The organism is Dryocola sp. LX212 (assembly GCA_041504365.1).
Lineage (GTDB): Bacteria > Pseudomonadota > Gammaproteobacteria > Enterobacterales > Enterobacteriaceae > Dryocola.
The window spans coordinates 1,947,572-1,959,457 of sequence record CP167917.1 but is presented as its reverse complement, the minus strand read 5'-3'; the positions used below and the strand labels follow the sequence as shown (position 1 = coordinate 1,959,457).

The window sequence follows — 11,886 nt, the reverse complement described above, 5'->3', positions numbered from 1 at the left end:
ATGACTGGGTCAGTTTGGATATTGAAAATTATTGTACGTTAAGGTTTTTTTTTACCACTAAGGTGTGAGAAAACCGCTCTCTGAGCGGATTCTCGTATCTTGATGGGCGATGCTGAGAGCACCGCTTAAACGATCTTAAAAAGACCCTTCTGAATCTTTGATCTTAATAGTATATGTTTTATCAAATTCCCCACCTGTCGCTACATTAGTGCCAAACAATCCGCCTGATACTCGTACGGTGACGATCCCCGGCTTTACTGGTACTCCCTGAACCCTGACGCAATTGTGAGCTGGAGAATCATTACAATACCTTAAAGTTAATCCTGTATCGGATGGAGTTATTTCACCTACGAATCTTTCTTTTCCTCTAGAATCTAAAGATGATACAGCACCACCATTTATATTTATTTCACTGGCATACGGTGTTCCTACTATAGCATAGTTAAGTGAATTACCATCAGGAGTAACATCAGCATGTAAAGTACATGCTGATACTGCAAATGAAACAAAAATAACAGAAAATATCCTCATTGCTACTTTAATGGCTTGAAAACCACTCCCCCGAAAAATCTATTGATAAAAAATTGCAAATCTTTTTCCTGTTTAACCCAGTTAGTTGATTGCCCCCAGGAAAATAATTTTAAATTAACATACCCATTATTATCCTGTGTTACAGAACCATCCCATACAATCCAGTGCGTAGGTAATGTCGTGTTGTTTGTACTACCTTCAAGCAGTCCATCATTTATTAATGTCACAACTTTATAACCTTGCTCTACATATTTATTTAAATCTCTGATTCCCTGGACACCTGCCTGAGTGATTCCTACATTACTGAACACCTTTTCATAACCGGCCTTTTCAAACCATTCAGTCAGTGTTTGCCACATTGTGATACCAGCCACTGGCGAATCAAGAGCATCAAAGCTCAGCATGGTATTTTCTGAATCCCTGAGCCCAGCCAGTGTCATCCAGTCAAGCCCTAAGATCCTTGGCTGACCTCCACCTGTATAAAACATACCTGAAGGGTGCTTACACCCTTCGCCAGGGGAGATGGTCAGTGCACCTATTTTAGTCTTTCCATACCGCCATAATTCCCTGGCAGCTTGTGCATATACATCAGGACGGTCCATTTGAACACAGTAAAAAAATGCAGCAGGTCCACATACACTTGCCCTATCCTGATAAGGGTAAGAATAATGATAAAATCTGTCGTTTATTTCAGAATCAATTTTGTTTTTTTCAAACGGATCCTGCGGCGTTCCGATAGTATATTCTTTCGCTATAAATGGACGTTCAGGAATGGTGATTTTTATCTTCTTTGTTTCGCCCCCCTGACTTTCAGGTTTCATTGTCCCTTTTGATTCAAAATAACAGGGGTTCTCCCGCTTCACCGGAGACCAGGCTTTGCCTGACGCAAATTCTTCCAGCGTGTACATCTTAGTGAACGGAACAGGCGTTACACAGTGCGTATGCAACATGGTTTTTCGGTAAAGTTTCATTTCCATAATATAAATAGTCGAGAGTGACTCATTTATATTTCCGGTCATGTGGCTCTGTGTTTCATAACTCCCCTGAAACGGCTGTTGTTTCACATCTACCAGGGGGTGTTTATTCCTGCTGGAGTCCATGCGATAAATACACAGGTCATACAGCAAAGAATGAGCTGGGGCGTTAGAGTTAACACGGGTACTGAGGTGGTAAACAGCCATAATTAATCCATTAATATATGCAGGTTAATATTTTCAGCGGATTCAGCATTATGCCACGCTGTCATCCCCTGGCTATCCGTATTCCCCGTTTCCGTGTGGCCATCCGGGAACATCAGAACATATCGGCAATCCACCATCAGTCTGCCATCATCATCTGCACACTGAAAACGAAGGGTATTACGTGAAGAAGGTTGCCGGGCAGACCGGCTCTGTGCGCTGGCAATTTTTGCCGTTGACGGATTTCCTGCTGCAATAACGAAGTTCGTGCCGGTCGCACACCCGCAGCGTACTGGTGAACCATCGACGGCTACTGCCCTCCCTTGTGGATTGGTCTGCCGGAGATCGCCGGAAGCAATCACTCCAGGTTGTCCGCATTTCGGGCAGGGTGACGTTTTATCACCCACGTAGAGCTTTCGCCTTCCGTTCACTGACCAGCCCTGGCTTCCTGCATAACAGACTGCCCCTGTTGATGTTTTATCCCCATCAAGCCCGGAGTTTTTACCGTGCACACCACTCCATTTGTTGTCTGACATACAAGTTTTCCTCAGTCCGTAAGAATATGCAGGTTGATATCGTCTGCCGATTCGGCATAGTGCCACCCCGTAGCCCCGTGCTCATCGGTAACGCCAGCTTCAGAACGTCCGTCCGGGAGCATCAGGGTGTAGCGACAGCCAGCCATAAGCTGGCCATCGTCACCGGAGCATTGAAAGCGAATACAGTTCCGGGCGCTGGGATCCTGTGCCTACTGCGCCGGTACAGGAGACTGGCTGGTATTACGGGAGGTCAGAGAGCCAGTACCTGTGCTGGTAGACTGCGTGGCTGAACCGTAAACATAGTGATCGGGGCAACGGCACAGCACTCTGTCACCTGTGGCAGCATACGCTTTGCCTTCTTCTGCCCAGTCCTGTGCGGAGGCAAGGATTTCAAAATACCCGGTGCATTTGCTGCATGATGCCTTGTCGCCGGTTCGGGCTATTGCTTTACTTCCTTCGAACCAGGACGCAGTCGCTGAAATAATTTCTCCATAACTCGTTTTATCGCCCAGGCAGGCTAGTGCTCTTGCCATTATTAATCCCTCAATATATAAGCGGTTATACTCACCGGCAGCATACAGCAATCACGACTTAATCAAAATCACTCGGCAGATCCTTTAGCTGTCGGAAAGAGAATCATTGCTGGTGTTACCAGAGGATGAGTTAACGCTGACCCAAATGGCGTATTTCAGTTAGCATGATCTGGCGCTTATCAGTGCTCACCGTAAACCCACCAGCCGTTTTGGTTTTGCCGTTCTTCTCTGTTACCTGAAAAATGCAGGCTTTGCCCCAGATAAAAAAAACACCCCCAGATGCGTTGCTGAAGCATATCGCCAGCAGGCTGAAGATTAGCAGGGATCTCTGGCCTGCTTACCTTTACGGCGGGGATACAACTCGACGTGAGTATTTAACCGAACTGTATCTCTATCTTGGCGTAAAGTCGTTCACCGGCAGAAGGTTGTAGCGCGGATCTTCTGCCGGAGTCACCACCAGCGGCTCAGCCTGCTTAAGCGTAATCCAGTTCGACGTCACCTTCTGCCCCTTGTCATCCTCAAGCGTCACGGAGAGGTGGTATTCCCCCGATTCGCCATTCTGCACCGCAGGCATAATCACGCTCCAGCCGTCAGTGCTGCGGTTGTTGGCCGGAGGCGTCAGGCTTAGCACCCGGGTATCTCCCTGCCAGGTGATATTGCGGATGGCGTGGTTCGCCCGCACCTGCAGCTTGAGCTCGACGGTTTCACCCGGGTGCAGCTCCCACGGCGGCGTCGCCAAAAACACCGACAGGGTTTTACGCTGGCGATATTCCATCACCGGTAAATCATTTCTGTCGACGCTGTCGTAGCGGCTACCACGAAGCGAGCTGGTCGCCGCCACCTCCGCAGAAGAAATCTGTTTGGCAAAGGGCACGCCAAGGCGATAGTTCAGCTTCAGACCAAGGTTATTCTGCCCGACGCCGTTTTCCCCCTGCTTATGCTGGGCGGTAAAGGTCACCAGCGGCACCGGCGTATAGCTCAGGCCCATGGTCACCGCAACCGGGTTACGGTATCCCGTGCCGCTGTCGAACAGATCCACGCTGTCGCCAAAATACTGCTCGAGGCTCAGGTTTGTATTAATATGCCGGTAGAACGGCAGCCACGCCTTCGCCGTAATGTCATACCCCCGCGCCAGGCGCTGCTCCTGCGTGTCGGTATCGTCCTGCCAGCCCTTCATCGGATGGTAGTAGTTGGCGGACAGGCGCAGGAATTCACCCCACGCCTCAGCGCCCAGCCCGGCGCGCTGAAGATGCTTCGACAGCTGGGTATCGTAGAAAGTGTTGTAGCCCAGCAGCCAGCTGCCCGCTACCCAGCGCTGCCCGACGCCGAGGTTGCCGACCGTGCCCTCTTCCTGCTGGGTGAAGCCAATCTGACTCCAGGTAAGATAGCGCTCGTTATCCTGCCACGGCGAAAACAGCGAACCGCTGCTGCCGTTCCAGCTGCCGTGCTGATCCACCAGCAGGTTAAAGCTGGCTTTACCCCACGGGGAGAGCAGCGATTCAGCCTCGTCCACGACCCTGTCGGCCAGCGCGTCCCGCAGGCTGGTGAATGCCATAAGCCGTGCCTGGTCTCCGGCGTCCAGCCCGTTGTCGATCATGCTTGCCTCGCCGAATTTTTTAGCCATTTCAGCAATGTGCTTAGCGGCGGCGTCGGTTTCCGGGGCCATGCCTAAGTCGGGAAGTTCTGGCGGAGCAGGAGACAAAAGCGTATCACCCTGTTCGACGAAAGGCTGACGGGTAGCGGCGGCTCCTCCGGTGCTCAGGAGTGTGAAGTTCAGGATTAACAGCGGGACAGCTTTTTTAAACATCTGGAAATTATAACATCATGCGTGTTCTGAACACGCTTAAAGTCCCTGCCCGCACGCCAACTTATTCCTAAATTCGCGCTACGCTTATAGTTCCAGCCCTTTGAGCAACCCACTATGAAAACCTCGCTACGCTGTTTGTCCGCCCTGCTTTTGTGCGGCTGTTTTACCGCTCAGGCTGAAGGCTTGTTTATGCTGCAGTCCCCGGCGTTTGCCGATAACGCGATGCTGGATAAGCAGTACGCGGGCAACGCGAAGAATAACCCGAACTGTACCGGTCAGAATCTTTCCCCCCCGGTAGTCTGGAGCAATCCTCCTGCCACTACGCAGAGCTTTGCGCTGATAGTGCACGATCCGGAAGGGGCAAAAGGCCTGGGCGTGACGCATCTGGTGGCCTATAACATCCCGGCCAGCGCGACTGGTTTTACCGCTAACCAGCTGCGGGACGGTAAAGGTTTCACCGGAGGTAAAAATACCCCCGGCAGCCAGGCCTGGCACGGGCCGTGTCCTCCGCCAGGAAGCGGTGCGCACCACTACACCTGGACGCTGATCGCCACGGATTTGCGCGCCAATGCTCTTCCCGCTGGCCTGACCCGCGAAGAGCTTTTCGCTAAGCTCAAGGGGCACGCCCTGGCGGCGGCGGGGCTAATCAGCCGCTTTGGGCAGTAACGCCTTCAGCTCCGGGATGCAGGAGCCGCAGTTGGTGCCGCACCGCAGCTTCTCGCCCAGCATCGCGACGGTGTGACAGCCCGACGCGATGGCGCCCAGAATTGTCATCTCGCCCACGCTAAAGCAGCTGCAAACCGTTCTGCCCGGGGCCGCTGCTCCTCCGGGCGCCCGGCCCGCCAGCAACGAATGCCGCCCATGCGGCGCATTTTCAAACGCCGCCAGCACGGCCTGCCGGTCAATGTCCGGCCAGGCTTTTGCGGCATAGAAGGCCAGCCTTAACCTGCCGTCGTGCCACGCCAGCAGATGATACAGCTCCCCGTCGCAGCTGGCGTACTGCAGCTGCCAGCCTCGACCGGCTGTCAGCGTTGCCGCCCAGGCCCGCGGATCGCTGTCCGCCGCGCAAAGAAAATGCGCCGCGCCCGGCGACGCCTGCCGCCACCACTGAATATCCTCCGCAAAGACAATTTCACCGACTGTGAAGATCTCGCCGTACCACGCAGGCTGCCAGCGCTGAAGGCGGACTGCCGTCTGTTTGCTCTCCGGCTGGCCGGAATCGACATCGCATACTTTCGCCACCAGGCTGTTTATCTGCCCCTTACGGGCAAACTGCTGGCTCCAGTGCATCGGAGAAAAAAGGCTTCCCGGCTGCTGGTGTTCGCTCAGCTGCGCTCGGGCGATCATGCCGCCCAGCGGGGATGCAATGCGTACCAGCCCTGCATCCGTTATGCCATAGCGTTGTGCGTCCAGCGGATTAATCTCCAGGTACGGCATAACGGTATGCTGCATCAGGCCCGGCACGTACCCGGTTCGCGTCATGGTGTGCCACTGATCGCGAATTCGCCCGGTGTTAAGCAGTAACGGATAATTACGGTCGGTCAGGGCCGCTGGCAGCCGGGGATCACCCCCCGCCATCTGAAACCTGCCGCTTTTGCGCCAGCTTTTCACCGGGCCGTGGGGGGCTGCGGCAACGGGCCAGCGCACCGGCTCAAGCTCGTCGTACTGCTGGCGGGTCAGCGCTGCCAGCCCGCTGATATCAAAGGCGCGTGAGCCGTTATTCTCATAGCCCGACAGCGCCGCATGTTCGCAAAAAATTTCCTGTGGATGCTGCCAGGCGAACATTTTTTCATAGCCGAGCCGCCGGGCAATCTGCGACAAAATCCACCAGTCGGCGCGGGCTTCCCCCGGCGGCGACAGAAAGTCGCGCTGCCGCGAAATCCTGCGCTCTGAGTTAGTGACCGTGCCGTTTTTTTCTCCCCAGGCCAGCGCCGGAAAGCGCACGTGGGCGTAGCGTCCGGTGTCCGTTTTATCCACCACGTCGGAGACAATGACCAGCGGGCATTTCGCCAGCGCCCGCTCCACGCCGGAGGCATCCGGCAGCGAAACCGCCGGATTGGTGCCCATGATCCACACGGCTTTTATCTCTCCCCGCCCTATGGCATCAAATAGCTCCACCGCCATCAGGCCCGGCGTTTCGGCGATTCGCTCGCTGCCCCAAAAGCGCCCGAGCCGGGCGATGTCGGCAGGTTCAAAATTAAGGTGGCAGGCCAGCTGGTTTGCCAGCCCCCCGACCTCCCTGCCGCCCATGGCGTTTGGCTGTCCGGTCAGCGAAAACGGCCCGCAGCCCGCGCGCCCAAGCTTACCGCTGGCCAGATGCACGTTGATGATGGCGCTGCACTTGTCGCTGCCGCTTGAGGACTGGTTGATGCCCATGGTGTAGAGCGTCATGGCGCGCGGGCTGTCGGCAAACCACTGCCAGAAGGTGCCGATAGCCCCCGCATCCAACCTGCAAAAGTCGGCGCATTTCTCCAGCGGCCACCCGGCAGCCAGCGCCAGCGCTTCGGCCTCGCCGTCGAACGTCTGGCCCGGCGGCCTGTGCCGCGTCAGATAATGAAGCAGGCCGACAAACAGCCCGGCGTCGCTGCCGGGCCGCAGCGCCAGGTGCAGATCGGCGATATCGCAGGTCGGGGTGCGGCGCGGATCTATCACCACGACTTTCATCTCCGGGCGCTGCCGTTTGGCCTCCGCCAGCCGCTGATAGAGCACCGGGTGCGTCCAGGCCGCGTTTGAGCCTGCCAGCACCACCAGATCCGTCTGCTCAAGATCTTCATAGCTGCACGGCACGAAATCCGCGCCGAACGCACGTTTGTAGCCAACCACCGCCGAAGCCATGCAGAGCCGCGAATTAGTGTCGATATTCGCCGCGCCGATGAACCCCTTCATCAGCTTATTGGCAACATAGTAATCCTCGGTGAGCAGCTGGCCGGAAGCATAGAACGCCACCGCCTTTGGACCGAACTCCCGAATGATGTCCTGCAATTTTTGCGCGGTATGGTCCAGCGCCGCCTCCCAGGCAACGCGCTCGCCGTTAACCTCCGGGAACAGCAGACGCTCTTCCAGACCGAGCGTTTCGCCAAGCGAAGCTCCCTTTACGCACAGCCGCCCGAAATTGGCCGGATGCTGTTCGTCCCCGGCTATTTTCATGCCGCCGTTCTCATCGGTCCGGGCCGTTACGCCGCAACCTACCCCGCAATAGGGGCAGGTTGAACGCACCGGGGCGCTCATGATGCCTCCGCGCGCGTAATCAGCGCCTGGCTCCCAACCCAGACCAAGCCCTGCTCTACCTTCACCGGCCAGGCGCGAACCGCCAGCTCGCCGTCCGGGCTTCGGCCGTCGCGCAGGCGGAACCTGTGTTTATAAAGCGGAGAGATAACCACCGGTTCGCCTGCTACATCACCTACGATCCCACGCGAGAGCACGTTCGCCACGCTGCCCGGCTCGTGGTTATCAAGGGCGTAAATCGCCTCGCCGAAGCGGAACAGCGCAATTTGCAGATCCCCCAACCGGGCGCCAATGCCTGCCTGCGCCGGTATCGCGCTGATATCGCAGACGGCCTGCCACGGTTTCACCGGCGGTACAATCTGTTGCCGCGGCTCAGCATCCGCTGGCTGCAGCTGTCCACGCAGCATCTGCCGCTGCACGGCTTCGTCCGGTTTGTCGCTGTTAACGGTAGAGCGGAACAGCGCGAGGCGGTCCGGGCTGTTCAGCGTGGTCTGCCACTCGCACTGATAAGTAGCCACCACGCCCGCCATCTCTTTCTCCAGCTCTTCGCCCAGGCCCAGGCTGTCGTTGAGCACCACGTCGCGCAGGTATTCCAGCCCACCTTCGAGGTTATCCATCCAGGTGCTGGTCCGCTGGAGCCGGTCGGCGGTGCGGATGTAGAACATCAGCAGGCGGTCGACGGTGCGGATCAGAGTTTCGCGGTCAAGATCGCTGGCGAACAGATCCGCGTGGCGCGGCTTCATGCCGCCGTTGCCGCAGACATAGAGGTTCCAGCCCTTCTCAGTGGCGATGACGCCGATGTCTTTGCTTTGCGCCTCCGCGCATTCGCGGGTGCAGCCCGAAACGGCCATTTTGATTTTGTGCGGCGAGCGTAGCCCCTTGTAGCGGTTCTCCAGCTCAATCGCCAGCCCGGTGGAGTCCTGCACCCCGTAGCGGCACCAGGTCGATCCCACGCAGGATTTCACCGTGCGCAGCGACTTGCCGTAGGCGTGGCCGGTCTCAAAACCAGCCGCCACCAGCTCCTCCCAGATCGCAGGTAGCTCTTCGAGACGCGCGCCAAAAAGGTCGATGCGCTGTCCGCCGGTGATTTTGCTGTAGAGCCGATAGCGCTTCGCTACCTGCCCGATGGCGATCAGCCCGTCCGGCGTGATCTCCCCGGCGGGCACGCGCGGCACGATGGAATAGGTGCCGTCTTTCTGAATGTTGGCGAAATAGCGATCGTTGGTATCCTGCAGCGGCAAATGGGCCGGCTTGAGCAGGTATTCATTCCAGCAGGATGCCAGCACCGACGCCGCCAGCGGCTTACAGATTTCACAGCCGTGTCCCTGCCCGTAGCGGCTGATGAGCTGGTCAAAAGTATGCAGATGGTTGACCCGCACCAGGTGGTAGATCTCCTGGCGGGAGTAAGCGAAGTGTTCGCAGATGTCTTTTTTGACCTCTACGCCCTGCTGCTGGAGCTGGTACTCCATTACCTGCTTCACCAGCGCGGAGCAGCCCCCGCAGCCCGTCGCGGCTTTGGTGCAGGCTTTTATCGCCGCCATATCCCCCGCGCCGCCGTTTACCGCCGCGCAGACAGCCGCCTTGCTGACGTTGTGGCAGGAACAGAGCTGCGCCGTATCAGGCAAAGCGCCGACGCCAGGCGTTTTTGATGTCGCCCCCGGCGAGGCGGGCAGGATCAGCGTTTCGGGCTGCGCGGGCAGCGCCATGCCGTTGAGCATCATCTGCAGCAGCTGGCTGTATTCGCCGCTGTCGCCCACCAGCACGCCGCCAAGCAGGGTTTTGCCGTCCGCCGAAACGACGATTTTCTTGTAGATCTGCCGTGGGCCGTTGGTCCACCGATAGCTCTGGCTACCCGGCGTGCGCCCGTGAGCGTCGCCGAAGGAGGCGACCTCCACGCCGAGCAGTTTCAGTTTGGTGCTCATGTCGGCGCCGCGAAACGCCGTGCTTTCCCCGGCAAGGTTCGCCGCAGCCACCCGCGCCATCTGGTAGCCCGGCGCGACCAGGCCAAAGATTTTGCCCTCCCACAGCGCGCATTCGCCGATGGCGTAGATTGCGTCGTCGCTGGTCTGGCAGCTGTCGTTAATGACAATGCCGCCTCGCTCACCCAGCGCCAGCCCGCAGCCGCCCGCCAGCTTGTCCTGCGGGCGAATACCTGCGGAGAAAACGATCAGATCGGTATCCAGACTCTCTCCGTCGGCAAAACTGAGCCGCAGGCCTTCGGCTTCGGTGATCACCGTCGTCGCCTTGCCGGTCAGCACCCTGACGCCGAGGTCGGAAATTTTCGCGCGCAGCATGGCGGCCCCGTCGTTATCGAGCTGGACGGCCATCAGGTTTGGCGCAAACTCCACGACGTATGTCTCCAGACCGAGCTGTTTGAGGGCGTTAGCGGCTTCCAGTCCCAGCAGCCCTCCGCCGATGACCACGCCACGCGAGGCGCCGCGCGCGCGCTCCGCAATGGCATCCAGATCGTCGAGCGTGCGGTAGACAAAGCAGCCGGGTAAATCATTGCCGGGTACCGGCGGCACAAATGGCCAGGAGCCGGTTGCCAGCACCAGCTTGTCCCACCACGTTTCATGCCCTTCGCTATCCCGTACCAGACGCTGCTGGCGATCGATCTCCACGATGCCGGTGTGGCTGCGCAGTTCAATACCGTGTTCGGCAAAGAAATCTCCCTGCACCATAGACAGCGACTCCGCGCTGCGCCCGGAGAAGTATTCGGAAAGATGCACGCGGTCGTAGGCCGGATGGCGTTCTTCCCCGAACACCACGATATGGTGCGTTTTATGTAAATTCAGCGCGACGCACTGTTCGAGGAAGTGATGCCCGACCATGCCGTGCCCAATCACTACCAGCGTTGATTTTTTCATGTCGCCATCTCCGGCAGCCCGCGGCTGCATCTGGTGGGTAAAGTCGTCAAACAGGACGCCCGGAGTAACGGGAGCCGCGTTCAGAAGCACGTCTGTCAGGGCGCTGGCGGACTGAATGTCACCCATCAGCAGCGCGCCGGTGAGCCTGTCATCGCGCAGATGCAGGCAGCGGTAGTGTCGGGAAAGAGGATCGAACGCCGTCAGAATCCGGGTGCCGGGCCGCTCGCTTAAGTCGCCCGCTGAAAATAATGGAATGCCGCTGACCTTGAGCCGCGTGCCGCGATCCTGATAGCTGAAATCAGCGACAGGCAATCCCGCCAGCCTTGCGGCGAGCACGTCGGCCTGCTGCAGACAGGGAGCCACCAGCCCCCAGGTTTGCCCGTCAATCTCACAGCATTCCCCCAGCGCGCTGACGTGTGGGATCTGGCTGCGCAGCTGGGCGTCAACGCGAATCCCCCGTTCACAGGGCACGCCGCTTTTCTGCGCAAGGGAGATATTCGGCCTGACGCCGGTGGCGATAACGACCCGTCCGGCAGCCAGCTCGCGGCCATTGCTGAGCAGTACGCGGTCATTGCCGATGCTTTCAATGCCGCAGTTCAATTCGCTCACAATGCCGCGGGCCGTTAAAGACTCTTCCAGCAGCAGTCCCGCCTGCTGGTTAAGCTGAAGATCCATCAGCCAGGGCTGGCGGTGGATAAGCGTGACGGGGATACCCCGCGCGTTTAAGGCCGCGGCAGCTTCTACCCCAAGCAGGCCTCCGCCCAACACCGCCACGTTCCCCGCCCCGCGCAATATCGCCTCGACGTCCGCCAGGGTGCGGAAACAGTGGACGTGAGGCTGAGCATGGCCGGGGATCGGCGGGATAAAGGGCAGCGAGCCCGTGGCAAATACCAGCTCGTCGTACTCCATGCTGCGTCGGGAAGTACGAACAGTTTTGTCGGCGGTAGAAACTGAAAGAACGGCCTCACCGAACAACAAATTAATGCCCCGCTCCTGATACCAGGCCTGGTCGTGCAACTGCGTCGCGGCGGCAGGCCTCTCTCCTGCCAGAACCGGCGACAGCAGGATGCGGTTGTAGCTCAGCGTTGGCTCCTCACCAAATACCGTGATCTCCAGCCGGTCGGCCGCCAGCGAGGTGAGCTGTTCCACCAGGCGGACAGCCGCCATGCCGTTGCCGATAACAAGCAGGCGTTGCTTCATGGTCGGCTC

At 58.0% G+C, this 11,886-nt stretch carries 9 protein-coding genes and 1 pseudogene; 2 read left to right on the top strand and 8 right to left on the bottom strand.

Going from position 1 to position 11,886, the window contains the following annotated elements; all coding sequences use genetic code 11:
• Nucleotides 1-135 precede the first annotated feature (135 nt).
• From ACA108_09455 to ACA108_09435, 5 genes are all read right to left on the bottom strand, one after another.
• On the bottom strand, nt 136-531 hold the full coding sequence (locus ACA108_09455; GenBank protein ID XEX97693.1) for a hypothetical protein: 396 nt from the start codon (nt 529-531) through the stop codon (nt 136-138).
• 2 nt (nt 532-533) lie between these two features.
• A complete protein-coding gene (locus ACA108_09450) occupies nt 534-1,712 on the bottom strand; it encodes a hypothetical protein (GenBank protein ID XEX97692.1) in 1,179 nt (392 codons plus the stop codon).
• 2 nt (nt 1,713-1,714) lie between these two features.
• A complete protein-coding gene (locus ACA108_09445) occupies nt 1,715-2,245 on the bottom strand; it encodes a PAAR domain-containing protein (protein ID XEX97691.1) in 531 nt (176 codons plus the stop codon).
• Nucleotides 2,246-2,256: 11 nt separating this feature from the next.
• Nucleotides 2,257-2,391: a hypothetical protein gene (locus tag ACA108_09440; protein ID XEX97690.1), complete on the bottom strand. Its 135-nt coding sequence runs from the start codon at nt 2,389-2,391 to the stop codon at nt 2,257-2,259.
• A 63-nt stretch (nt 2,392-2,454) separates the two neighbouring features.
• Entirely contained in the window at nt 2,455-2,778 is a 324-nt protein-coding gene (locus ACA108_09435) for a PAAR domain-containing protein (protein XEX97689.1), read from the bottom strand.
• Nucleotides 2,779-2,866: 88 nt separating this feature from the next.
• On the opposite strand from ACA108_09435, the pseudogene ACA108_09430 reads away from it, so the two are divergent.
• Nucleotides 2,867-3,200, top strand: a pseudogene (locus ACA108_09430) (DUF4158 domain-containing protein).
• Here ACA108_09430 and ACA108_09425 read toward each other — a convergent pair.
• Nucleotides 3,170-4,585: a YchO/YchP family invasin gene (locus ACA108_09425; GenBank protein XEX97688.1), complete on the bottom strand. Its 1,416-nt coding sequence runs from the start codon at nt 4,583-4,585 to the stop codon at nt 3,170-3,172. The pseudogene ACA108_09430 and the gene ACA108_09425 sit on opposite strands and share 31 nt — an antisense overlap.
• A 114-nt stretch (nt 4,586-4,699) precedes the next feature.
• On the opposite strand from ACA108_09425, the gene ACA108_09420 reads away from it, so the two are divergent.
• Entirely contained in the window at nt 4,700-5,251 is a 552-nt protein-coding gene (locus ACA108_09420) for a YbhB/YbcL family Raf kinase inhibitor-like protein (protein XEX97687.1), read from the top strand.
• Here the strand turns inward: ACA108_09420 and ACA108_09415 are convergent.
• Nucleotides 5,228-7,813 (bottom strand): molybdopterin-dependent oxidoreductase, encoded by a 2,586-nt coding sequence (locus ACA108_09415; GenBank protein ID XEX97686.1) that lies wholly within the window; start codon nt 7,811-7,813, stop codon nt 5,228-5,230. The genes ACA108_09420 and ACA108_09415 overlap by 24 nt on opposite strands.
• Entirely contained in the window at nt 7,810-11,877 is a 4,068-nt protein-coding gene (gene nirB / locus ACA108_09410) for a nitrite reductase large subunit NirB (GenBank protein XEX97685.1), read from the bottom strand. Before nirB ends, ACA108_09415 begins: the two co-directional genes overlap by 4 nt.
• Nucleotides 11,878-11,886: the final 9 nt, after the last annotated feature.

What these genes read in the sequence shown, in the direction of transcription:
- ACA108_09415 (XEX97686.1), bottom strand. Translation starts at nt 7,813, where the DNA reads ATGAGCGCCCCGGTGCGTTCAACCTGCCCCTATTGCGGGGTAGGTTGC.
- ACA108_09435 (XEX97689.1), bottom strand. Translation starts at nt 2,778, where the DNA reads ATGGCAAGAGCACTAGCCTGCCTGGGCGATAAAACGAGTTATGGAGAA.
- ACA108_09420 (XEX97687.1), top strand. Translation starts at nt 4,700, where the DNA reads ATGAAAACCTCGCTACGCTGTTTGTCCGCCCTGCTTTTGTGCGGCTGT.
- ACA108_09425 (XEX97688.1), bottom strand. Translation starts at nt 4,585, where the DNA reads ATGTTTAAAAAAGCTGTCCCGCTGTTAATCCTGAACTTCACACTCCTG.
- ACA108_09445 (XEX97691.1), bottom strand. Translation starts at nt 2,245, where the DNA reads ATGTCAGACAACAAATGGAGTGGTGTGCACGGTAAAAACTCCGGGCTT.
- nirB (XEX97685.1), bottom strand. Translation starts at nt 11,877, where the DNA reads ATGAAGCAACGCCTGCTTGTTATCGGCAACGGCATGGCGGCTGTCCGC.
- ACA108_09455 (XEX97693.1), bottom strand. Translation starts at nt 531, where the DNA reads ATGAGGATATTTTCTGTTATTTTTGTTTCATTTGCAGTATCAGCATGT.
- ACA108_09450 (XEX97692.1), bottom strand. Translation starts at nt 1,712, where the DNA reads ATGGCTGTTTACCACCTCAGTACCCGTGTTAACTCTAACGCCCCAGCT.
- ACA108_09440 (XEX97690.1), bottom strand. Translation starts at nt 2,391, where the DNA reads ATGGCTGGCTGTCGCTACACCCTGATGCTCCCGGACGGACGTTCTGAA.